The sequence below is a fragment of the Agrobacterium salinitolerans genome (genome assembly GCF_027498475.1).
GTDB lineage: Bacteria > Pseudomonadota > Alphaproteobacteria > Rhizobiales > Rhizobiaceae > Agrobacterium > Agrobacterium salinitolerans.
In genome coordinates this window covers 531,395-553,371 of record NZ_JAPZLN010000004.1, presented here as the reverse complement: position 1 = coordinate 553,371, position 21,977 = coordinate 531,395, and the positions used below count along the sequence as shown (strand labels likewise).

Below are 21,977 nucleotides of genomic sequence, written 5' to 3'. Positions count from 1 at the left end.
CATGACCCTTTCTCCCCTGCCACGCCTCATCATCGAACCGCTTGTACGCAACGCCCTTCTGGAAGACCTCGGCCTGGCGGGCGACATCACGTCCGCCGCCGTCATTCCCGCCGATCATCGCTCGGTCGTCGTCATGGCCGCGCGCGAACCGGGCGTTATTGCCGGTCTCGACGCGGCGGAACTGGCTTTCCAGCTCGTGGAGCCGGCCATCGTGATGAAACGGCATGTGCAGGACGGAGCCACCGTGGCGCCCGGCGATATCATCGCAACAATCGAAGGCCCCTCGCGCAGCCTTCTGACGGCGGAGCGCACGGCGCTGAATTTCCTAGGCCATCTGTCGGGCATCGCCTCCGTCACCGCAAAAATCGTTGCCGCCATTACCGGCACAAAAGCGTCGGTCGCCTGCACCCGCAAGACGACGCCAGGGCTGCGGGCACTGGAAAAATATGCCGTGCGCGCCGGCGGCGGCATGAACCACCGTTTTGCGCTTTATGACGCGGTTCTCATCAAGGACAACCATGTCGCGGTTGCCGGCAGCGTGCGTGAAGCCATACGTCGTGCAAGGCAGGGTGTCGGACATCTCGTCAAGATCGAGGTGGAAGTCGATACGCTCATCCAGCTGCACGAGGCCATGGAAGAGGGCGTGGATGCGGTTCTTCTCGATAATATGATACCGGAACAGCTGCGTGAGGCGGTGGAGATCGTTGCCGGTCGCGCCATCACCGAAGCCTCGGGCCGTATCAATCCGCAGACAGCGGCAGCCATCGCCGCCACCGGCGTCGATCTCATCTCCATCGGCTGGATCACCCATAGTGCGCCGGTTCTTGATATCGGGCTGGATTTTGAGAGCCAGAGTTGAGTTTGCGCTAACGTACACGTCTCACGGAACAAAACTTCCGCCTCTTCGTTAATAAGCGCCTGGGGTCAATTCAAGGCGGGGGGACGTGCGCAAAAAATGCGGGTCCATATGCCTCTGACCTCTCTCTAGAAAGGAAAGGCCTGTTATGGAAGACGCACAAGTTGGCTGGATTGCAGCAATCATCATCGGCGGCGTAGCCGGTTGGCTCGCCGAACAGTTCATGAAAAGCAATATGGGTGTTTTCATGAACATTATCCTCGGCATTGTTGGCGCCATCGTCGCCAATTTCCTTCTGGGGCTCATCGGCGTCTCGCTCGGAGGCTGGATTGGCTATCTCATCGCCGGTTTCATCGGTGCCTGCATTCTCATCGCCGTCGGGCGCGCATTTCGCAGATAAGGGGAGGACAGAATGAGCTTTTTCAACAAGATCAAGGACGCGATTTTCGGGAAGGCCGAGGCCGCGCCGCAGACGTCGGCTCCGGCCGGCACATCCACAACCACCGCAAGCTCGGCAGCACCGGCCCAGCCTGCCTCATCGGCACCGACAGCTGCAGCTCCCGCGCCCACCGGCACCGTCGACGTCGCCTCCATCCTGGATGCGGCAGTCAAGAAGAACGGACAGAAACTCGACTGGAAACATTCTATCGTCGATCTTCTGAAGGCGCTCGATCTGGACAGCAGCCTTACCGCCCGAAAGGAACTGGCGAGCGAACTCGGCTACACCGGCGACACCTCGGATTCGGCGACCATGAATATCTGGCTGCACAAGGCGGTCATCAAGAAGCTCTCCGAAAACGGCGGCAAGGTTCCGGCCGACCTTCTGGATTGAACCGATAAACGGGAGAACCGCGATGGACGACTATTCCAGCCTGAGAGAGCAGATCGGCCAGGATCTCGACACCCTGCACAGGACCGAGAACCCGAAGTCGATTTTCGAAATCGCCGATGACTACCTGCTGGGAGATCCGAATCTCAAGCGAGCCATTGTCGAAGACATCATCAAGGAAGAAGCGGACAAGCGCGGTATCGCGATCCACTGAGGCTGCGTCTCGCGGGCGCGGTAATTACAAAAAGGGCGGCATCGATTTGGGTGCCGCCCTTTTTTAATGACGTACCTCAAGACTTTATTCTTCCAGTTTAGCTTCAGCCTTTTTAGCGTTTTCTTCCATCAGCTCATACCACATCGCGTTCATGACGGCGAAGATGGCGGCGAGAGGCAGGCCGAGCAGCCAGGCGAAATACCACATGTTCGATCTCCTTCTTTCTTGAGTCTCAGTAGGCATGACCGCTGTCGTCGCGGATCGCCTTTTCATCCACCTTGCCCCACAGCACGCGGTAGACCCATGATGTATAGGCAACGATGATCGGGATGAAGATGAGGGCGACGACCAGCATGATGAACAGCGTCATATGGCTGGAAGATGCATCCCACACTGTCAGGCTCGATTTCGGATCGACCGAAGACGGCAGGATGAAGGGAAACATCGTCAGCCCCACCGTTGAGATGACGCCGAAAATGGCAAGCGAGCTGGAAAGCAGCGCCAGCACTTCCCTGCGGGCCCGGAGCAAGACGAAAGCGACGAGCGGGAAGACAAGACCAAGCGCTGGCGCCAGCATCATCCAGGGATGCGCCGCATAATTGGCAAACCAGACACCGCCCGCAACCTCGACCGTCTTCGACAGCGGATTGGACGGACCGTCGGTCACGACCTCCGAGGTAAAGCGATAGCCATCGATACCGAGCCACAGAAAGACGCCGCCGAGCGCGAAAAGAACTGACGTGGCAAGGGCCGCAACGCTGCCGAAGCCGCGAGCGCGGGCGGCTACCGGACCATCCGTTTTCAGTACCAGCCATGCGGCACCGTGCATGACGAGCATGGACACCGAAACGAGGCCGCAGAGAACCGCATAGGGGTTCAGAAGTTCGAACAGCGTCGTGCCATCATAGAAAATCCTGAGGTCGTCATTGAGGTGGAAGGGAACGCCCTGCAGCACATTGCCGATCGCCACGCCGAAGATCAGCGCGGGAACGAAACCGCCGATGAAGAGCGCCCAATCCCAGGCGCTGCGCCACGCGGTGCTTTCACGCTTGGAGCGATATTTGAAACCGACCGGCCGCAGGATCAGCGCAAACAGGGTGGCGAACATCGCCAGGTAAAACCCTGAAAACGACACCGCATAAAGCGGCGGCCAGGCGGCGAAGATCGCGCCGCCGCCAAGGATGAGCCACACCTGATTGCCTTCCCAGACGGGGCCGATGGAATTGATGACGACACGGCGCTCGATGTCCGTTTTCGCCACGAAGGGCAGGAGCGCGCCAGTGCCGAGATCGAAACCGCCGGTCACGGCAAAACCGATCAGCACCACGCCGAGCAGCAGCCACCAGATGACGCGGAGGATTTCATAGTCGATGAGTTGGTGCAATATCATGATCGTTTACTCCGCAGCGACGAGTTTTTCAGGAACGAGCGGCGCTTCCGGCTCATGGTCCGGATCCGGCCCCTTGCGGATCGCCTTCAGCATCAGCCCCATTTCGACAATGAACAGCACCGTGTAGATGGCGATGAAACCCAGGAGCGTAATGAGGACGGTCGAGGCGCTGAGGCTGGAGACGGCGGCAGCCGTGGGCAGCACGCCCTCGATGATCCATGGCTGGCGGCCGAATTCTGCAACCACCCAGCCCATTTCGGCGGCGATCCACGGCAGCGGAATGGCGAAAACCGCCACCTTCAGCAACAGTGGATAATGATCCAGGCGGCGGCGGGCGGAGAGATAAAAGAAAGTCGCCGTGAGAAGGATGAAGAACATGCCGAGACCGACCATGATGCGGAACGACCAGAACAGCGTCGGCACATGCGGGATGGTGTCGGCCGCGGCTTTTGCGATCTGCTCTTCATTCGCCTGGCGTGGATCGTCGACATAACGTTTCAGCAGCAGCGCATAACCAAGTTCATGGCCGACTTCAGCGAAGGTGCCGCGCACCTCTTCCGGCAGCTGCGCGCCCTTGCCGGTGGCGCGTATCTGCATCAGCGCATCATAGGCCTTGATGCCGTCACGGATGCGGCTCTTCGCCTGCTCCACCAGATCGTTGATGCCCGGAATTTGCGTATCGAGCGAACGGGTGCCGATGAGGCCCATCACCCACGGGATCTTCACCGCGAAATGCGTTTCGCGTGCTTCCTGATCAGGAAAACCGATGGCCGTGAAGGGGGCAGGCGCCGGCTCCGTTTCCCACATGGCCTCGATGGAGGCGAGCTTCATCTTCTGGTGTTCGGTGGAGAGATAACCGCTTTCATCCCCCAGCACGACGACCGACAGCGCGGACGCCAGACCGAAGGAAGCGGCAACCGTCATCGAACGCTTGGCGAGATCGACATGGCGGCCTTTCAGCACATACCAGGCCGAAACGCCGAGCACGAAGATGGAGGCCGTCACGTAACCCGCAGAAACCGTGTGAACGAACTTCGCCTGCGCCACCGGGTTGAACAGAACCTCGAAGAAGTCAGTCACCTCCATCCGCATGGTCTGGGGATTGAAGGCGGAGCCCGTCGGGTTCTGCATCCAGCCATTGGCGATCAATATCCACAGTGCCGAAAAATTCGAACCGAGCGCCACGCACCATGTCGCGACGAGATGGCCGAGTTTCGACAGCTTGTCCCAGCCGAAAAAGAACAGGCCGACGAAGGTGGCTTCCAGGAAGAAGGCCATCATACCCTCGATGGCCAGCGGCGCACCGAAGATATCGCCGACATAATGGCTGTAATAACTCCAGTTCATGCCGAACTGGAATTCCATCACGATGCCGGTGGAAACACCCAGCACGAAATTGATGCCGAACAGCGTGCCCCAGAACTTCGTCATCTGCCGCCAGACCGTGCGGCCGGTCATGACATAGACCGTTTCCATGATGGCGATCACCACCGACAGCCCAATCGTCAGGGGAACGAACAGAAAGTGATATAAAGCCGTCACTGCAAATTGCAGGCGCGACAGCGCCACTATGTCGAGTTCCATAGTCTTACCCACCTTTTCCGGAAGACCGGCCTTCCATTTCAAAGACGACGCCGGCTCTCAAAAATCTCAGTCCGGACGTAGTGTCTCAAGCACTACGTCGTATTCCGGGGTGCCGCTTTGACATTGATCAAGTTGGCGCCCGTCTTTCAGCACGATGATGCGATCGGCAAATTCCGCCTCGCGGCGATTATGGGTGATCATCACGACAGTCTTTCCCTCCGCCCTCGCAAACAGCCGGGTGAGCACGTCGCGGGCTGTCTCGCCGTCCAGCCCTTCCGTCACCTCGTCGAGAAGCCAGAGCGGCCGGTCGGCGAGCAGGAAACGGGCGAGCGCCACCCGGCGCGACTGGCCGCCGGAAAGCCCTTGGCCCGCCTCGCCAAGCCTTGTCTCCAGCCCGGCGGCCAAGGTTTTGACGTGTTCGGCAAGGCCTGCCGCCTCAAGCGCGTCCCATAGCTCGGTCCCGGTTGCGGCGGGTTTCGCGAGCCGCAGATTGTCTGCGATACTGTCGCGGAAAAGCTGGCTTCGCTGCGTCATAAGAGTGGACGGCAGGGCGCTGACCGTGCCTGCAACCGGCTGCAATTCACCCCCCAGAAGCTGGATGAGACTTGTCTTGCCCGCGCCGCTCGGGCCGACGATCGCAACCCGTTCCCCGGCAGCGATTGCAAGGTTGATATTCGTCAGGACAGGATTGTCGTTCCCCTCCCGCTCTAGATGCACATCTTCGAGTTTTGCCGCCATCCCGCTGGCCGGCAAGACGGGACAGCGACCGTCAACCGTTGCCGAGAGACGCGGCGCGATGCGCCTTGCGGAAAACAGCGTGCGCCCAAGCTCCATCGCCCCGCGGCGCAGCGCCGTGAAAGGCTCCAGCGCGGCAAAACAGACCAGCAGCCCGAGCGCCGCCGTCGGCGCGGTGACCGCCCCCCGTTCGGCAAGCCAGGCCATGCCGAGAAGGGCCGCGCTCAAAAGAACGGCCGCTGAAACCCCGAAGGAAAAACCGGCACCGGTCTCGATGCGGTTCAGGGTATCATCGCAGGCAGAGAGGTAATCATCCGCCCGTTTCACCGCCGCGACCTGCGCGGAGAGGCGGCCGGCGGTCAAGAACTCCGTCTGCCCGTTCACGAGATCGGCCGTGCGGGCGCGAAGGGCTTCCAGCCCGATTGCCCGGCGGCGCGAGAATGTTTCCGCCCGCAAGGCGGCGCGCACCGAAATTCCAAGCCCCGCCGCGATGAGGAAAACCGCCACCAGAATGCCCGCCAGAGGATGGAGAAAAGCAAGCCCGAGGCCTGTCGCGATTGCGGCAAGGATCGCCACGGCGGCGGGAACCAGCACACGCAGATAAAGCGAATCCAGCGCGTCGATATCCGCCGTCAGCCGGTTCAGCAGGCGCGCAGGCCTCGCCTCCAGGGATTTCGCAGCCTGCGGAGCGGCAAAGCCACGAAACAGCTTTTCCCGAAGGGCTGCAAGCACGGAAAGCGTGGCGTCATGGGTCGTCATGCGTTCGCCGTAACGGGCGGCGGTGCGCGCCAGCGCCAGAAGACGAATGGCGGCCGAAGGCGCAAAGACATCGAAAGCATAGGCCGTTGCCGGCAGAAGGCCGGCAATCGCCGTAGCGGTGATGAACCAGCCGGAAACGCCGAGAAGGCCGATGCCCGCCAGCACCGTCGTTACCGCCAGAGCCGCGCCCGCCAGCAGCATGCCGCGCCGCGTCGACCAGAACAGGCCAATAATGGGTCTCAATATCGCAAAATGCGCGATCATGGCTGCCCCCTCGAATGGATCGCCGTCATATCCACGATCCTGTCCATGCGCGCCGCAAGCACCGGATCATGGGTCGCGACGATCAATGTCCTGCCATTTGCCAGTTGCAGCAGGTTATCCGTGACGAGAGCAGCCGTTTCCCGGTCGAGATGGGCTGTCGGCTCGTCGGCCAGAACTAGCTGCGTTGCGGGGTCTGCGAAAGAACGCGCAATGGCAAGCCGCACCGCCTCCCCGCCCGAGATTCCATATCCGCCATCGCCGATCTGCAGGCGCCGGCGTGCATGCGACAAGCCGTCGAGCCCGGTGCGGCGCAGCGTCTCTTCCACCATGCCGTCACTGACAACCGAACGGCCGAAGCGAATATTCGCCTTCAGCGAACCGGCAAAATAGAACGGCTTCTGGCCGACCCAGCCGATCGTCCTGCGCAGCCCATCCGCCGTCGCATTATCGAGCTTGACGCCACCGACCCTGATCGAGCCCTCTCCAGCCTCGGCCAACCCGGCAATCAAGGAGAGTACAGTGGATTTGCCACAACCGGAAGGCCCAAGGATCGCAACTCTCTCACCCCGCTGAACCGTCAGGTTGAGATTTTGGATGATAGGTGGGGCGCTCGGATAAGCGAAAGAGAGATTATTGATCTCCACCAGGCCGGGCATCGGGGATGGGACAAACGCCACATCCGCGCCCTCGCCCGTAATAGCCGCGCCGCCGGCCGTCAATTTGCCGAGCGCATCAAGCGCCGCTTCGCCGGCTGCGCGGTCGTGCCAGACGGCGGAGAGTTCCCGCAGCGGCTCGAAAAAGGCCGGCGCCAGAAGCAGGATGAAAAGACCTTCGGCGAGTGTCAGCTTGTGGCCCCAGGCGCCGAAATTGAGAAAACCGAGCAGATGAAAACCGATATAGACGGCGGTCATGGCAACGCCGAGCGCTGCGAAAAGCTCCAGCACCGCCGAGGAGAGAAAGGCGATCCTGAGCACTGCCATCGTCCGCTTCTTCAGGTTCTGCGCATCGGCGCTAAGACGCTTTGCAGTCAGATCGACGGCTTTAAGCGTGCGGATCGTTTCCAGCCCGCGCAGGCGATCAAGCAGGAAGGCATTCATATTGCCCGTCTCAACAAGCTGCTTTTCACTGGTGGCCTTCGCCTGCCAGCCGATGAGCGCCATGAAAAGCGGGATGGTTGGCATGGCGAGCAGCAGCACCAGCGCCGCAATCCAGGTGAATGGCAGGATCGCCAGCACGAAAACCAGCGGCACGAAGGTCGCCTTCATCCGCGCCGGCTGGAAACGGGAAAGATAGGGCACCAGCGCTTCCGCCACCTCGGCCACGACGCCTGCCGCCTCACCGGAGGCGGTGCGTGACAGATCGAGCGGGGAAACCTTCGCCACGGCCTTCAGCGCTTCCAGCCGCCGTTGCGACAGCGCCGCACGGGCGGCACGAAACGACAGACGCGCCGCCATCTTTTCCAGCCATGCCTTGATGAGGCCGAGGATGAGAACCGCAGCCGCGGCGGGCACGATCGCCATCATCGGCGCGCCGTCGGCAATTCTTCCGACTGAAAAGGCAAGCAAGCCTGCCTGCGGCAACCAGAGCAGCGCCGCCAGCACATGCGGCAGGGCAACGAATTTCCCCACCACCGGCGCGCCTGTCATTTTCGCCCGCCCGTCAGCTCTGTCGCGAAAGGTTTTGCGGTTGGCTTTGCGCCGCCCCATCGTATCGGGCGAGACTGCAGCCGGAACGGGACAGACTGCCCCGTCACCATCGGACCCCTGGCGAATTTCCACTGATATGCTCACGGCCGATCTCCTCACCCGTCCTTCTTCGCGCCGCGGGGTCTGGCGAGGGAGACGATCTTGTCCTTGGCCTCCAGAAACTTCGTGACCTTCGAACCGAGCGCGAGAAGCGAAGCCAGCCGTTCCGTCTCCAGCCGCTTCACATCGTCATACCAGCCGGTCAGCTGCTCGATCAGCGTTTTCATCTCATCGATGCGCTGTTGCGCATGCCGCTCGTCTTCGTTTTCGGGCGTTTCCATCAGAATTTCGCGCAGCACGCTGAGCGTGGGATCGATCTCGCGTTTCTTGCGCTCTTCGGCAAGGGTGCGGAGAATTTGCCAGACATCGTCAGGCGTTGTGAAAAAATCGCGCCGGTCGCCGGGAAAATGCTTGAGAATTGCGAGGTTCCACGCCTGTAACTCCTTCAGGCTCATCGACACGTTGGAACGGGAAATACCGAGGGCCTCCACAATATCGTCCGCACACAGCGGCTGCGGCGAAATATAGAGCAAAGCATAGACTTGGCCGACCGTGCGGTTGATGCCCCAGCGGCTGCCCATCTCACCGAAATGCAGCACGAAGGACTGAACGAGCGGCGAGAGGTTGGTCGGCATTTCTTCGTTTCCTGAATTTTCAGTAATTTCTGAAATTTCGATAACGCAAATAGCGGCAGGTGGCAAATCACCTTTTTGACCTGCGTCAAAATGTGCAAACCAGCCGTACAATGAGGCGAGGAAGCATCGACAACCCAGCGAACGCCCATGATATCGATAACATGCAGGGCGGAATGACGCGATCCACGATGGCAAATAAGAAATTGGTGGCGGAGGCTCCGCCACCGACTCAATAAGCCAGCCCGCTATTTCGGGGAAACGCGCTTACGAAAAAGCGATCTGCACCTTCATCGCACGGCTTCGATCCGAAGCGAATTCGAAAGCCGAGATGGCGTCGGCGAGATCGACGGTCTGGGTGATTAACGGTTTGACGTCGATCAGGCCCTTACGCATCAATTCAACGCCGGTGGCGAATTCTTCGTGGAAGCGGAAAGAGCCGCGCAGATCCAGTTCCTTGGCGGTGATCGCCATCATCGGCAGACTCATATCGCCGCCAAGCCCGAGCTGGACGATGATGCCGCGCGGACGAAGCGCGGTAATGCCGCCGGAAAGTGCGACGGCTGCGCCAGAGCATTCATAGAGAACATCGAAAGTTCCCTTGTTCGAACCATAAGCGGCAAGTGCGTCGGGCTCATCCTTGCTATTGATGACACGATCCGCACCCGCCTCACGCGCCTTGGCAAGCGTGAAAGCGGAAAGGTCGGTGGCGACGATTTCCGCTGCACCCGCCCGGCGCGCAGCCAGAATGGACAGGATGCCGATGGGGCCACAACCCGTGACAAGCACGCGTTTCCCCAGCAAATCGCCGGCGCGGCGCGTGGCGTGAAGCGTCACCGCCAGCGGCTCCGCCATGGCGGCCTCGCCAGCGCTCAGGCCATCGGCCGGCACGCATTGCAGGGCGTCGGCCACCAGAACCTCACGGAAAGCGCCCTGAATATGCGGAAAAGGCATGGCGCTGCCATAAAACCGCATGTTGAGGCACTGGTTGTGCAGGCCTTCCTGGCAAAAGCGGCAGGTTCGGCACGGGCGGGACGGCGAAACGGCAACCAGACCGCCGACCTTCAGCCCTTCCACGCCCTCGCCCAGTTCTTCGACGACAGCGGAGACCTCATGGCCGAGCACCATGGGTTCACGAAGCCGCACCGCGCCGAAGCCGCCATGATTGTAATAGTGCAGATCGCTGCCGCAAATTCCGCCCCGGACCAGACGAAGCCGCACTTCTCCCGACCCCGGCGCTTCCTCGGGCCGCTCCTCGATGCGCACATCCTTTGCCCCATGGGCGACAATCGCTCTCATAAATATCTCCCGCTCCACATCTCGCCTGAATGGCGCGCCGAATAATCCGCATCCCTGTCACCGCCGCCTGCCGCGCATTTACACGTCGTGCGGCCTCCCCGCGCGCCCGGCCCGTACCGAGAGCGGGCGTTTAAGCCTTGACATCCACGCCCGAAAGGGATGAATGTTATCGATAACATAATTCTGTACGAATGCAATGTCGAGAGACTGGAGGAAACAGTGGGCCTTAATTTGTTCGATCTTTCCGGCCGCCGCGCCCTGATCACGGGTTCGTCCCAGGGCATTGGCTTCGCGCTGGCGCAAGGGCTTTCGGAAGCGGGCGCGGAAGTGGTGCTGAACGGGCGTGACGAGGCGAAGTTGAAAGCCGCCGCCGCCGGCATCAAGGGTGCGAAAACACTCGCCTTCGACGCCACCGATCACGAAGCGGTGCGCAAGGCCATCGACGGTTTCGAGGCGGAGGTCGGCCCCATCGATATTCTGGTCAACAATGCCGGCATGCAGCACCGCACCCCGCTGGAGGATTTTCCAGCCGATGCCTTCGAGCGCCTGCTGCAGACCAACATCGCCTCGGTGTTCCACGCCGGGCAGGCTGCCGCGCGCCACATGATCGGCCGTGGCCGTGGCAAGATCATCAACATCGCCAGCGTGCAGACCGCCCTTGCCCGCCCCGGCATCGCGCCCTACACCGCCACCAAGGGGGCCGTCGGCAACCTGACGAAAGGCATGGCGACGGACTGGGCCAAATACGGCCTGCAATGCAACGCCATCGCACCCGGCTATTTCGACACGCCGCTCAACGCGGCCCTGGTGGCGGACGAAACCTTCTCGGCATGGCTTGAAAAGCGCACGCCCGCCGGTCGCTGGGGCAAGGTCGAAGAGCTTGTCGGGGCCTGCATCTTCCTGTCGTCCGATGCCTCGTCCTTCGTGAACGGACATATTCTCTATGTCGACGGCGGCATCACCGCTTCGCTTTAAAACACCGAAACCGGACCGGCGGCTGCGGCCGCCATCCGGTTTTGAACCGACGACACCACGACACTTTGGGAGGAGGCCGTGAACACCATGACCGAGAAGAACAAAGTCGCCCTGATCGGCGCCGGCGCCATGGGCGGGGCGATCGGCACACGGCTCATCGAGACCGGAAATCAGCTGACGGTTTTCGATCTGGATGCGGAAAAGGTGGCGGCGCTGACGAGCCTTGGCGCGCAGAGCGCGGGGACGGCTGCGGAAGCGGCTTCGGTTTCCGATGTGGTCATCCTCAGCCTCAATTCGCCGAAAATCGTTCGCATCGCCGTTTTCGGCAAGGATGGCGTCGCGGCAGGGGCGAAACCCGGCACGCTGATCATCGACATGTCCTCCATCGATCCGGAAGCGACGAAGGAACTGGCGGCCGACGCTGCGGGAAAAGGCCTGCGCTGGGTGGACAGCCCCCTTTCCGGCGGTGCACCCAAGGCGCTCATCGGGCAATTGACGCTGATGGCCGGCGGCAGCGACAAGGATGTGGCCGATGCGCATCGCGTGCTGCGGCATGTGGCCAGCAACTACACCCATATGGGTCCCTGTGGCGCAGGGCAGACGACGAAACTCATCAACCAGGTTCTGTGCGGGCTGAATTTCCTTGCTGTGGCGGAAGCAACGCAGCTTGCGCTGGATGCCGGCGTCGATGCCGCCAAGATACCGCAGGCGCTGAAGGGCGGCCGCGCCGACAGCGCCATCCTGCAGGAATACATGCCGCGTTATGTGGCGAAAGATTACCGCCGCACCGGACGCATCGACAATATGGTGAAAGACCTGAACGGCGCGCAGGATCTCGCGCGGCGCACCAACACGGCCATGCCGCTGACAGCCGTTTGCGCCGAGGTGCACCGCATGCTGACTGCGGCCGGGCTGGGTGGGGAGGATCAGGCCGCACTGATGGAATATTTCAGCGGCGCGAAACGCACTTTTCCGGACTGATTTGCCCGGCGGACCCGGAATGGCGGAGCCTGTTGATACAGCCCTTGCGGGCCTTTAACGGCCATTGCGAAATTGTCCGTCAGCGAAGATGATCGGGCGAATCGGCAGGGCAGTCGCCCCGATGACCGCAGATGCATGTATGCAAAGGACAATTTCCCGATGACTACCCCCACGACAGGCACGGGGATTGCCGGTATGACCGTTTCTGGAAACGGTTTCACAGCCGAAGTCGCTTATGAGGGCGCGACGCTTCTAAGCTGGCGGCCGGTCTCTACCGATGGCGGCGAAGGCGAAAATCTTGTCGACGGCTATTCGACGCCTGCCGAAATGCAATCGCAAAACGGCGTGAGAAACGGCATTCTCGCACCCTTCACCAATCGCATCCCGGATGGCCAGTTCAGTTTTGACGGACAATCGCACCGCATTGAGCCGGTGCTTGCCCATGAAGACCTCGTCTTCCACGGATTTGCCAGAGCCCTGCCCTTCGCGCTTACGCAGTCTTTCGAGGAACACGGCGCTCACACTCTCGTCTTCCGCGCCGAAATAGCGCCTGCGGATTTTGAGGGTTATCCCTACCGTCTCGCCATCGAGGTGGAATATCGTTTCGCCGGCCATGAGGTCACCATCGACATACGCGGCATCAATCGCGATGACCGGCCCCTGCCTTTCGCCGCCGGGTGGCATCCCTATTTCCGCCTGCCCGGCACGACGTCTATCGACGATCTTCTCCTCACGCTGCCCTCGCGAACGGCGATTGAAACAGACGAGGACCTGATCCCCCTTCGCGGCGCACAGGGCGGGATGGTCAAACGGGACGACACCCGCTTTCTTTACGCACCGCTGTCCGGCCATGTACTCGATGTCTGCTTCACCGATCTCATCGCATCCGAAAACGGGCTTTACGAGACGAGGCTGGAAAACCACCACGACGGTTCGAGCCTGACGGTTTGGCAGGAGCGCGGGCACATGCATGTCTTCACCGGCGATACGCTTGCACGCGGCAGGCGGCAATCCATCGCGCTCGAACCGGTGGAAACGCCGACCAACGCCTTCAACCAACCGGAACTCGCGGATGCGATTACGCTGCAAGCCGGCGAGACGCGAAGCTTTCGCTTTGGCGTCCGTTTTAAGACGGCGCGCTGATCAAGGCCCGACGAACACTCAGATATGTGTCGTCGGCAGCGAAGACGACAGCTTCACCGTCTCCATGGAGATATAGGCGGACATGTCGTAAAGCTCGACGCGGCGCAGGATCTGTTTGTAGATCGTGTCGTAATATTCGACATTCGGCAGCACCAGTTTCAGAATATAGTCGAAATTGCCGGTCAGCCGGTGAACCTCGACAATTTCGGGTATGGTGCTGACGGCGGCATGGAACCGGTCCAGCCAGTCCTCCGCATGCAGGCCGGTTCTGACCAGCAGGAAAACCGTGGTCGGCAAGTTGATCTTGCGACGGTCGAGCAGCGCCATCGTACCCGTCACATAACCTTCCGCCCGCAGCCGCGTGATGCGCCGCGAACAGGCGGATAGCGACAGCGCCACTTCCTCCGCAATGTCGGCGAGCGGCGTTTCTGCATTTTCCTGGAGAATCGCAAGGATTCGGCGGTCGCGATCATCAATCATCGTTAAAGAATGCACAGGTTAACGTAATAGCGCAATAAATTTGCGATTTTCATAGAAAGAACGCCCTGATTTTGCATATATATCGTGAAATCCTTGCAAAAACGCATGCCGTTTTCGCCCCGACGATGGCATTCTTATTTTCAATCAAACTCGATAAGGGAACTCTTATGAAACGGATCGGCCTGATCGGCGGCATGAGCTGGGAATCCACCGCAACCTATTACCGCATGATCAATGAGGCCGTGCGCGACAGCCGCGGCGGGCTGGTTTCGGCCGACATCGTCATGCATTCGCTCGATTTTTCCGAGGTCGTCGCCCTTCAGAAGGCCGATCGCTGGGATGAGGCAGGCGCACTTCTGGGTGCTGCCGGTGCGCGCCTTGCCAATGCGGGCGCCGATTGCGTGCTGATCTGCACCAACACCATGCATCTTGTCGCTGACACCGTAGCGAAAATGTCCGGCGTGGCGCTTATCGATATCATAGACGAAACCGCCGCTGCCCTGAAGGCGGACGGACGCCGCAAGCCGCTTCTGCTCGCCACCCGCTACACGATGGAACATGGTTTTTACACCGAGCGCATGCGCCGCCATGGCGTCGAAGTGATTGTGCCCGATGCGGAAGACCGGGCTGCGATCCACGACATCATCTTCGGCGAACTCTGCCGGGGCGAAATCAAGTCCTGCTCGCGCGAGCGCTATCTCGCGGTCATCGAAAAAGCCCGCGCACTTGGCGTCGATTCCGTCATTCTTGGCTGCACCGAGATTTCGCTGCTGATCGATCCCGATGCCCTGCCGCTGCCGGGTTACGATTCGACCGCCATTCACGCGAAGGCCGCCGTCGGCTTCGCGCTCGGAAACAAGGCCCTGAACAGAGCCGCATGAATGTGCCGCCTCTTTGCCTATTCCGGTAAACCCGTCTGGCTCGACAGCCTGCTGATCGAGCCGGAAGCATCGCTGGTCAGCCAGTCCATGGCCGCAAGGGAAGCGAAAACCGTCGTCAATGGCGATGGTTGCGGCCTTGGCTGGTATGGCGAACGCGGAACGCCCGGCGTCTTTCGCGATACCAGACCCGCATGGTCGGATGCCAACCTCGCGGCACTCTGTCACCAGCTTCGTTCGGGCATGTTCATGGCCCATGTCCGCTCCGCCACGTCGGGCGAAGTATCCCGCGCCAATTGCCACCCATTTGCGCATGGGCAATATCTCTTCATGCATAACGGCCAGATCGGCGGTTACGAGCAGATAAGGCGCGATATCGACTCCCTTATTCCCGATGATATCTATGCATCCCGGCGCGGCACCGGCGACAGCGAAGCTATTTTCCTCATCGCCGCCGGCCTCGGCCTTGATGCCGATCCGGTACGCGCCATTTCCACCGCGCTTCGCCTCTGTCAGGAAAAGATGATCGCAGCGGGCGTCTCCTCCGCCCTGCGCTTCAGCGCCGTGCTGATGGACGGCGATTGCGTGCATGCCTTCCGCTGGTCTAGCGATGACAAACCACCGACGCTCTACTGGCGTGGGTTGGAAGAGGGTATTGCGCTGAGTTCCGAGCCCTTTTCGTTTGATTGCACCCCATGGTGCGCCGTTCCACCCAATACCTGCGTAACGATCCGCGCCGGGGAAATGATGACGCGGCCTTTTTGCCTCGGGTGAACACGGCGATATCGCCCGGTTTCACGCCGCCGCCACCGGCAACAGGTGCGGCTGCGGCGAAGGCCTATTTATTTTCATTGAATTGTTACAGCCGCGAAGGCTAGTGTGTGATCCTAAGTATCAGACCGAACCCGCTAAGCGGTTTTTGGCCCGGTGTTTAAAACAGGATACATTGAGCGAAACAGATTTCAGGACCGGTGAACCATTTAAAAGTGTTGCAGCCTCTTTCCCTTTTTTGAACGATGCCCGGCATCGCAATGACCACGCAAACCTTTTCGGTAACGGCGGATAAAGGGCCGGCAATGCCTTGCGCGATCCTTGGGATGCGGAAGAAAAGGTCTTATTTTTCATAATCCTAAGCCGCTCAACTTTCCGCGAAAATTGCTGTTGCCACACCTCCATATCGATGCATAAACTGGCATCAGCAAAGGCAACACGGATCGACCTCTCAGACCCTCTCCTCCCACCAAGGTGCTGACCGACCAATGATCAATAACCTCAACACCGCCGATCTTCCCCGCCCCGCCCCGCGCAGTTCCAACCCGGAAATCATGGCCGCGGAAATCATCGAACGACTGACCTATCGCATCGGCAAGGACGTCAAGGTCGCCAAGCCCCATGACTGGCTGACCGCAACCATCCTCGTCGTGCGCGACCGCATCATCGACAAGTGGATGGAATCCACCCGCAAGGCCTATGCCAACAATTCCAAGCGCGTTTATTATCTGTCGCTGGAATTCTTGATCGGCCGCCTGATGCGCGACGCCATCTCCAATATCGGCCTGATGCATGAAATTCGCGATGCGCTGTCCTCGCTCGGCGTCGATCTTGACGTTATCGCCGGGCTGGAGCCGGATGCCGCACTCGGCAATGGCGGCCTTGGCCGTCTAGCCGCCTGTTTCATGGAATCCATGGCGACCGTCGACATTCCCGCCTATGGCTACGGCATCCGTTACGTGCACGGCCTCTTCCGCCAGCAGATGGCGGATGGATGGCAGGTGGAACTGCCGGAAACCTGGCTTGCGCATGGCAACCCCTGGGAATTCGAGCGACGCGAAAGCTCTTATGAAATCGGCTTCGGCGGATCGGTAGAGACCATCGGCGGATACGAAGATCCGCAGCGTTTCGTATGGAAACCGGCCGAACGCGTGATCGCCATGGCCTATGACACGCCGGTCGTCGGCTGGCGCGGCACCCGCGTCAATACGCTCCGCCTCTGGTCCGCGCAGCCGATCGACCCCATTCTACTGGCCGCCTTCAACGCCGGCGACCATATCGGCGCATTGCGCGAGAGCAACAAGGCGGAAAGCCTGACGCGGGTTCTCTACCCTGCCGACGCGACGCCGGCCGGTCAGGAACTGCGCCTCAGACAGGAGTTCTTCTTCTCCTCCGCCTCGCTGCAGGACATTCTGCGCCGTCACCTGCAGCAATATCCGGACTTCACGTCGCTGCCCGAGAAGGTCTCGATCCAGCTCAACGACACGCATCCGGCGATCTCCATCGCCGAAATGATGCGTCTTCTGTGCGATGTGCACGGTCTGGAATTCGAGGAGGCGTGGAAGATCACGCAGGGCACCTTCTCCTACACCAACCACACGCTTTTGCCGGAGGCGCTGGAAAGCTGGCCGGTGCCGCTGCTCGAGCGTCTTTTGCCAAGACATATGCAGATCGTCTATGCGATCAACGCCAACACGCTGCTTTTCGCCCGCAAGGAAAAGAAGATGGCGGATCAGCAGATCCGTTCGATCTCGCTGATCGACGAAGGCGGCGAGCGTCGCGTGCGCATGGGCAATCTCGCCTTTATCGGCTCACATTCCATCAACGGCGTTTCCGCCCTTCATACCGATCTGATGAAGGAAACGGTCTTTGCCGATCTGCACAGCCTTTACCCTGACCGTATCAACAACAAGACCAATGGCATTACGCCGCGCCGCTGGCTGATGCAGTGCAATCCGGGCCTCACCAGCCTGCTGCGCGAGGCGATCGGCGACGATTTCCTCGACGATGCGGAAAAGCTGACAGCGCTCGACCGTTTCGCCGACGATGCCGGTTTCCGCGAAAAATTCGCCGAGGTGAAACGTCTGAACAAGGTGCGGCTTGCCAATACGGTAGCGCAGCGCATGGGCATCCGCGTCGACCCTTCCGCCATGTTCGACATCCAGATCAAACGTATCCATGAATATAAGCGCCAGCTTTTGAACCTCGTGGAGACGGTCGCGCTTTACGACCAGATCCGTTCTCACCCGGAACTGGATTGGGTGCCGCGCGTTAAGTTCTTCGCAGGCAAGGCGGCGCCGAGTTATCACAACGCGAAGCTGATCATCAAGCTTGCCAATGATATTGCCCGGGTCATCAACAACGATCCGGCCGTGCGCGGGCTTCTGAAAGTGGTGTTTATTCCGAACTACAATGTCTCGCTGGCCGAAATCATGGTTCCCGCCGCCGATCTTTCCGAACAGATATCGACGGCCGGCATGGAAGCCTCCGGCACCGGCAATATGAAATTCGCACTCAACGGCGCGCTCACCATCGGCACGCTCGATGGCGCAAATGTCGAAATGCGCGATCATGTCGGCGCGGAGAATATCGTCATCTTCGGAATGACGGCGGATGAAGTGGCCAAGGCGCGCGCCGAAGGCCACAATCCACGCGCGATCATCGAAGGATCGGCGGAGTTGTCGCAGGCGCTGTCCTCCATCGCCTCCGGCGTCTTCTCGCCGGATGACCGCTCTCGTTTCGCCGGCCTGATCGACGGTATCTATAACAGCGACTGGTTCATGGTCGCCGCCGACTTCGACGCCTATGCCAATGCACAGCGCGAGGTGGACGCGATCTGGAGCGATCCGGACAGCTGGTATGCCAAGACAGTGCGCAACACGGCGCGTATGGGCTGGTTCTCGTCCGACAGGACGATCCGTCAATACGCCACCGAGATCTGGAGAGCCTGATGAAAAAACCGCTCAATTCGGCCGAAGAGAAAAAGACTGGCGATATTACGAAGGCTGAAATCGAGGCGATCAAGAGCGGTTTGCATTCCAATCCCTTTGCCCTTCTCGGCGTTCACGAAACACCGGAAGGATTTTCCGCCCGCTGTTTCATTCCCGGCGCCGAGGAGGTTTCCGTCCTTACGCTGGACGGAAACTTCGTGGGCGAATTAAAGCGGCTCGATCCCGACGGCTTTTTCGAAGGCCGGATCGATCTTTCAAAGCGCCAACCGGTGCGGTATCGCGCCAGCCGCGACGATGCCGAATGGGCGGTGACCGACCCTTACAGTTTCGGCCCGGTTCTCGGACCGATGGACGATTATTTCGTTCGCGAAGGATCGCATCTGCGGCTCTTCGACAGGATGGGCGCGCATCCGCTGAAGCTCGAGGGCGTCGAGGGTTTCCACTTCGCCGTCTGGGCGCCCAATGCGCGGCGCGTTTCCGTTGTCGGCGATTTCAACAATTGGGATGGCCGACGGCATGTCATGCGTTTCCGCAAGGATACCGGCATCTGGGAAATCTTCGCGCCTGACGTCTATGCCGGCTGCGCATACAAGTTCGAAATCCTCGGCGCAAACGGCGAGCTCCTGCCGCTGAAGGCGGATCCCTATGCGCGGCGCGCCGAGTTGCGGCCGAAGAACGCCTCCGTTACCGCGCCTGAACTCACCCAGGAATGGGAAGACCAGGCCCATCGGGAACATTGGGCGCAGGTGGACCAGCGCCGCCAGCCTATCAGTATCTATGAGGTGCATGCCGGCTCCTGGCGGCGGCGCGAGGACGGCACGTTCCTGAGCTGGGACGAACTGGCCGCCGAGCTCATTCCCTATTGCACGGATATGGGCTTCACCCACATCGAGTTCCTGCCGATCACCGAACATCCCTATGACCCTTCCTGGGGTTATCAGACCACTGGCCTTTACGCCCCGACTGCCCGTTTCGGCGATCCAGAAGGTTTCGCCCGTTTCGTCAACGGCGCCCATAAGGTCGGCATCGGTGTTCTGCTCGATTGGGTTCCCGCGCATTTTCCGACCGACGAGCACGGGTTGCGCTGGTTCGATGGCACCGCGCTTTACGAACATGCCGATCCGCGCCAGGGTTTCCATCCCGACTGGAACACGGCCATCTACAATTTCGGCCGCGTGGAGGTGATGTCCTACCTCATCAACAACGCGCTTTATTGGGCCGAGAAATTCCATCTCGACGGCCTGCGTGTCGATGCGGTCGCCTCGATGCTCTATCTCGATTATTCCCGCAAGGAAGGCGAGTGGATCCCCAACGAATATGGCGGGCGCGAGAACCTGGAATCCGTCCGCTTCCTGCAGAAGATGAATTCCCTCGTTTATGGCACCCATCCGGGCGTCATGACCATTGCCGAGGAATCCACCTCCTGGCCGAAAGTATCGCAGCCCGTCCACGAGGGCGGCCTCGGTTTCGGTTTCAAGTGGAATATGGGCTTCATGCACGACACGCTCAGTTATTTCTCGCGTGAGCCGGTGCATCGCAAGTTCCACCATCAGGAGCTGACCTTCGGCCTGCTTTACGCCTTCACCGAAAATTTCGTGCTGCCGCTGTCCCACGACGAGGTTGTGCACGGCAAAGGATCGCTGATCGCCAAAATGTCCGGCGATGACTGGCAGAAATTCGCCAATCTGCGGTCCTATTACGGCTTCATGTGGGGTTATCCCGGCAAGAAGCTGCTGTTCATGGGGCAGGAATTCGCGCAGTGGAGCGAGTGGAGCGAGAAGGGTTCGCTCGACTGGAACCTGCGCCAATATCCGATGCATGAGGGCATGCGCCGCCTCGTGCGCGATCTCAACCTCACCTATCGATCCAAAGCCGCCCTGCACGCCCGCGATTGCGAACCCGACGGCTTCCGCTGGCTGGTGGTCGATGATCACGAGAACTCCGTCTTTGCCTGGCTGCGCACGGCGCCCGGCGAAAAACCGGTGGCGGTCATCTGCAATCTGACACCGGTCTATCGGGAAAACTATTATGTGCCGCTGCCCCAGGCGGGGCGGTGGAGGGAGATTCTCAACACCGATGCCGAAATTTATGGCGGCAGCGGCAAGGGAAATGGCGGGCGCGTTCAGGCGGTCGATGCCGGAGGAGACATCGGGACAATGCTCGTCCTGCCACCGCTCGCGACGATCATGCTCGAGCCGGAAAACTGACAGACACAGAGGGAGGACACCATGTCGGAAAAAAGAGTTCAGCCTTTGGCACGCGATGCAATGGCCTATGTCCTCGCAGGCGGCAGAGGCAGCCGTCTGAAGGAACTGACGGACCGCCGGGCAAAACCCGCCGTCTATTTCGGCGGCAAGGCGCGCATCATCGATTTCGCGCTCTCCAACGCGCTCAATTCCGGCATTCGCCGCATCGGCGTCGCCACGCAATACAAGGCGCACTCGCTCATCCGCCACCTGCAGCGCGGCTGGGACTTCTTCCGTCCCGAGCGTAACGAAAGCTTCGATATTCTGCCGGCCTCCCAGCGCGTTTCCGAAACGCAATGGTATGAAGGCACGGCCGACGCCGTCTACCAGAACATCGACATCATTGAGCCCTATGCGCCGGAATATATGGTCATTCTCGCCGGCGACCATATCTACAAAATGGATTACGAATACATGCTGCAGCAGCATGTCGATTCCGGCGCCGATGTAACGATCGGCTGCCTTGAAGTGCCGCGCATGGAAGCGACCGGCTTCGGCGTGATGCATGTGAATGAAAAAGACGAGATCATTGATTTCATCGAAAAACCGGCCGATCCGCCGGGCATTCCCGGCAATGAAGGCTTCGCGCTCGCCTCGATGGGCATCTACGTCTTTCACACGAAATTCCTGATGGAAGCGCTGCGCCGCGACGCCGCCGATCCGAGCTCCAGCCGAGACTTCGGCAAAGACATCATTCCCTACATCGTCGAGCACGGCAAAGCCGTCGCCCATCGCTTCGCGGATTCCTGCGTGCGTTCCGATTTCGAGCATGGCCCCTACTGGCGCGACGTCGGCACCATCGATGCCTATTGGCAGGCCAATATCGACCTGACGGATGTGGTGCCGGACCTCGATATATACGACAAATCCTGGCCGATCTGGACCTATGCGGAAATCACACCGCCGGCGAAATTTGTGCACGATGACGAGAACCGCCGCGGCTCGGCCGTGTCTTCGGTCGTCTCCGGCGATTGCATCATTTCCGGCGCCGCCCTCAACCGCAGCCTCCTCTTTACGGGTGTGCGGGCTAATTCATATTCCCGCCTTGAGAATGCCGTAGTACTGCCAAGTGTGAAGATCGGGCGTCACGCCCAGCTCAGCAATGTCGTCATCGACCATGGCGTGGTCATTCCGGAAGGACTGATTGTAGGAGAAGACCCAGAACTGGATGCCAAACGTTTCCGCCGCACTGAAAACGGCATTTGCCTTATCACCCAATCGATGATCGACAAGCTGGACCTGTAG

Annotated in this window: 20 protein-coding genes; 12 read left to right on the top strand and 8 right to left on the bottom strand. The window is 60.3% G+C overall.

The window, feature by feature from the left end:
* The first annotated feature begins 1 nt into the window (after window position 1).
* The 4 genes from nadC (at window position 2) to O9X91_RS17725 (ending at window position 1,899) form a co-directional block, all read left to right on the top strand.
* Window positions 2-859: a carboxylating nicotinate-nucleotide diphosphorylase gene (gene nadC, locus O9X91_RS17740; protein WP_142913425.1), complete on the top strand. Its 858-nt coding sequence runs from the start codon at window positions 2-4 to the stop codon at window positions 857-859.
* A gap of 145 nt (window positions 860-1,004) precedes the next feature.
* Window positions 1,005-1,256, top strand: coding sequence for a GlsB/YeaQ/YmgE family stress response membrane protein (locus O9X91_RS17735; RefSeq protein WP_046801707.1), 252 nt, complete (start codon window positions 1,005-1,007; stop codon window positions 1,254-1,256).
* Window positions 1,257-1,268: 12 nt separating this feature from the next.
* Window positions 1,269-1,688 (top strand): DUF3597 domain-containing protein, encoded by a 420-nt coding sequence (locus O9X91_RS17730; RefSeq protein WP_142913424.1) that lies wholly within the window; start codon window positions 1,269-1,271, stop codon window positions 1,686-1,688.
* A gap of 22 nt (window positions 1,689-1,710) precedes the next feature.
* Entirely contained in the window at window positions 1,711-1,899 is a 189-nt protein-coding gene (locus O9X91_RS17725; RefSeq protein ID WP_006313812.1) for a hypothetical protein, read from the top strand.
* A gap of 84 nt (window positions 1,900-1,983) precedes the next feature.
* On the opposite strand, the gene cydX is transcribed toward O9X91_RS17725, so the two are convergent.
* From cydX to O9X91_RS17690, 7 genes are all read right to left on the bottom strand, one after another.
* Entirely contained in the window at window positions 1,984-2,106 is a 123-nt protein-coding gene (cydX, locus tag O9X91_RS17720; RefSeq protein ID WP_142913423.1) for a cytochrome bd-I oxidase subunit CydX, read from the bottom strand.
* A gap of 25 nt (window positions 2,107-2,131) precedes the next feature.
* Complete coding sequence (gene cydB, locus O9X91_RS17715; RefSeq protein WP_142913422.1) at window positions 2,132-3,289, bottom strand: cytochrome d ubiquinol oxidase subunit II; 1,158 nt, start codon at window positions 3,287-3,289, stop codon at window positions 2,132-2,134.
* A gap of 6 nt (window positions 3,290-3,295) precedes the next feature.
* Window positions 3,296-4,873 carry a cytochrome ubiquinol oxidase subunit I gene (locus O9X91_RS17710; RefSeq protein WP_269833283.1) on the bottom strand — a complete coding sequence of 526 codons (1,578 nt, stop codon included), beginning with the start codon at window positions 4,871-4,873 and terminating at the stop codon, window positions 3,296-3,298.
* Between the two features lie 66 nt (window positions 4,874-4,939).
* Window positions 4,940-6,631: a thiol reductant ABC exporter subunit CydC gene (gene cydC / locus O9X91_RS17705; protein ID WP_269833284.1), complete on the bottom strand. Its 1,692-nt coding sequence runs from the start codon at window positions 6,629-6,631 to the stop codon at window positions 4,940-4,942.
* Complete coding sequence (gene cydD, locus O9X91_RS17700; protein WP_269834356.1) at window positions 6,628-8,415, bottom strand: thiol reductant ABC exporter subunit CydD; 1,788 nt, start codon at window positions 8,413-8,415, stop codon at window positions 6,628-6,630. Before cydD ends, cydC begins: the two co-directional genes overlap by 4 nt.
* A gap of 17 nt (window positions 8,416-8,432) precedes the next feature.
* Window positions 8,433-9,011, bottom strand: coding sequence for a GbsR/MarR family transcriptional regulator (locus O9X91_RS17695; protein WP_137412489.1), 579 nt, complete (start codon window positions 9,009-9,011; stop codon window positions 8,433-8,435).
* A 264-nt stretch (window positions 9,012-9,275) separates the two neighbouring features.
* A complete protein-coding gene (locus O9X91_RS17690; RefSeq protein WP_269833285.1) occupies window positions 9,276-10,307 on the bottom strand; it encodes an L-idonate 5-dehydrogenase in 1,032 nt (343 codons plus the stop codon).
* A 219-nt stretch (window positions 10,308-10,526) separates the two neighbouring features.
* On the opposite strand from O9X91_RS17690, the gene O9X91_RS17685 reads away from it, so the two are divergent.
* The 3 genes from O9X91_RS17685 (at window position 10,527) to O9X91_RS17675 (ending at window position 13,406) form a co-directional block, all read left to right on the top strand.
* Window positions 10,527-11,282, top strand: coding sequence for an SDR family oxidoreductase (locus O9X91_RS17685; protein WP_077984860.1), 756 nt, complete (start codon window positions 10,527-10,529; stop codon window positions 11,280-11,282).
* An 87-nt stretch (window positions 11,283-11,369) separates the two neighbouring features.
* Window positions 11,370-12,263, top strand: a complete 894-nt coding sequence (locus O9X91_RS17680; protein WP_077984801.1) for an NAD(P)-dependent oxidoreductase — start codon at window positions 11,370-11,372, stop codon at window positions 12,261-12,263.
* A gap of 159 nt (window positions 12,264-12,422) precedes the next feature.
* Window positions 12,423-13,406, top strand: a complete 984-nt coding sequence (locus O9X91_RS17675) for an aldose 1-epimerase (protein WP_142913418.1) — start codon at window positions 12,423-12,425, stop codon at window positions 13,404-13,406.
* Window positions 13,407-13,424: 18 nt separating this feature from the next.
* Here O9X91_RS17675 and O9X91_RS17670 read toward each other — a convergent pair whose 3' ends face one another.
* Window positions 13,425-13,886 carry an Lrp/AsnC family transcriptional regulator gene (locus tag O9X91_RS17670; protein WP_077984799.1) on the bottom strand — a complete coding sequence of 154 codons (462 nt, stop codon included), beginning with the start codon at window positions 13,884-13,886 and terminating at the stop codon, window positions 13,425-13,427.
* A 167-nt stretch (window positions 13,887-14,053) separates the two neighbouring features.
* On the opposite strand from O9X91_RS17670, the gene O9X91_RS17665 reads away from it, so the two are divergent.
* From O9X91_RS17665 to glgC, 5 genes are all read left to right on the top strand, one after another.
* Window positions 14,054-14,767, top strand: a complete 714-nt coding sequence (locus tag O9X91_RS17665; protein ID WP_142913417.1) for an aspartate/glutamate racemase family protein — start codon at window positions 14,054-14,056, stop codon at window positions 14,765-14,767.
* Complete coding sequence (locus O9X91_RS17660; protein WP_077984798.1) at window positions 14,768-15,538, top strand: class II glutamine amidotransferase; 771 nt, start codon at window positions 14,768-14,770, stop codon at window positions 15,536-15,538.
* Between the two features lie 485 nt (window positions 15,539-16,023).
* The gene (locus O9X91_RS17655) at window positions 16,024-18,486 is read left to right on the top strand and encodes a glycogen/starch/alpha-glucan phosphorylase (RefSeq protein WP_137412494.1); all 2,463 of its coding nucleotides are present in this window, start codon (window positions 16,024-16,026) and stop codon (window positions 18,484-18,486) included.
* A complete protein-coding gene (glgB, locus tag O9X91_RS17650; protein ID WP_077984796.1) occupies window positions 18,486-20,693 on the top strand; it encodes a 1,4-alpha-glucan branching protein GlgB in 2,208 nt (735 codons plus the stop codon). Before O9X91_RS17655 ends, glgB begins: the two co-directional genes overlap by 1 nt.
* Before the next feature lie 21 nt (window positions 20,694-20,714).
* Complete coding sequence (gene glgC / locus O9X91_RS17645) at window positions 20,715-21,977, top strand: glucose-1-phosphate adenylyltransferase (protein WP_077984795.1); 1,263 nt, start codon at window positions 20,715-20,717, stop codon at window positions 21,975-21,977.

What these genes read in the sequence shown, in the direction of transcription:
- nadC (WP_142913425.1), top strand. Translation starts at nt 2, where the DNA reads ATGACCCTTTCTCCCCTGCCACGCCTCATCATCGAACCGCTTGTACGC.
- O9X91_RS17735 (WP_046801707.1), top strand. Translation starts at nt 1,005, where the DNA reads ATGGAAGACGCACAAGTTGGCTGGATTGCAGCAATCATCATCGGCGGC.
- O9X91_RS17730 (WP_142913424.1), top strand. Translation starts at nt 1,269, where the DNA reads ATGAGCTTTTTCAACAAGATCAAGGACGCGATTTTCGGGAAGGCCGAG.
- O9X91_RS17725 (WP_006313812.1), top strand. Translation starts at nt 1,711, where the DNA reads ATGGACGACTATTCCAGCCTGAGAGAGCAGATCGGCCAGGATCTCGAC.
- cydX (WP_142913423.1), bottom strand. Translation starts at nt 2,106, where the DNA reads ATGTGGTATTTCGCCTGGCTGCTCGGCCTGCCTCTCGCCGCCATCTTC.
- cydB (WP_142913422.1), bottom strand. Translation starts at nt 3,289, where the DNA reads ATGATATTGCACCAACTCATCGACTATGAAATCCTCCGCGTCATCTGG.
- O9X91_RS17710 (WP_269833283.1), bottom strand. Translation starts at nt 4,873, where the DNA reads ATGGAACTCGACATAGTGGCGCTGTCGCGCCTGCAATTTGCAGTGACG.
- cydC (WP_269833284.1), bottom strand. Translation starts at nt 6,631, where the DNA reads ATGATCGCGCATTTTGCGATATTGAGACCCATTATTGGCCTGTTCTGG.
- O9X91_RS17695 (WP_137412489.1), bottom strand. Translation starts at nt 9,011, where the DNA reads ATGCCGACCAACCTCTCGCCGCTCGTTCAGTCCTTCGTGCTGCATTTC.
- O9X91_RS17690 (WP_269833285.1), bottom strand. Translation starts at nt 10,307, where the DNA reads ATGAGAGCGATTGTCGCCCATGGGGCAAAGGATGTGCGCATCGAGGAG.
- O9X91_RS17680 (WP_077984801.1), top strand. Translation starts at nt 11,370, where the DNA reads ATGACCGAGAAGAACAAAGTCGCCCTGATCGGCGCCGGCGCCATGGGC.
- O9X91_RS17675 (WP_142913418.1), top strand. Translation starts at nt 12,423, where the DNA reads ATGACTACCCCCACGACAGGCACGGGGATTGCCGGTATGACCGTTTCT.
- O9X91_RS17670 (WP_077984799.1), bottom strand. Translation starts at nt 13,886, where the DNA reads ATGATTGATGATCGCGACCGCCGAATCCTTGCGATTCTCCAGGAAAAT.
- O9X91_RS17665 (WP_142913417.1), top strand. Translation starts at nt 14,054, where the DNA reads ATGAAACGGATCGGCCTGATCGGCGGCATGAGCTGGGAATCCACCGCA.
- O9X91_RS17660 (WP_077984798.1), top strand. Translation starts at nt 14,768, where the DNA reads ATGTGCCGCCTCTTTGCCTATTCCGGTAAACCCGTCTGGCTCGACAGC.
- O9X91_RS17655 (WP_137412494.1), top strand. Translation starts at nt 16,024, where the DNA reads ATGATCAATAACCTCAACACCGCCGATCTTCCCCGCCCCGCCCCGCGC.
- glgB (WP_077984796.1), top strand. Translation starts at nt 18,486, where the DNA reads ATGAAAAAACCGCTCAATTCGGCCGAAGAGAAAAAGACTGGCGATATT.
- glgC (WP_077984795.1), top strand. Translation starts at nt 20,715, where the DNA reads ATGTCGGAAAAAAGAGTTCAGCCTTTGGCACGCGATGCAATGGCCTAT.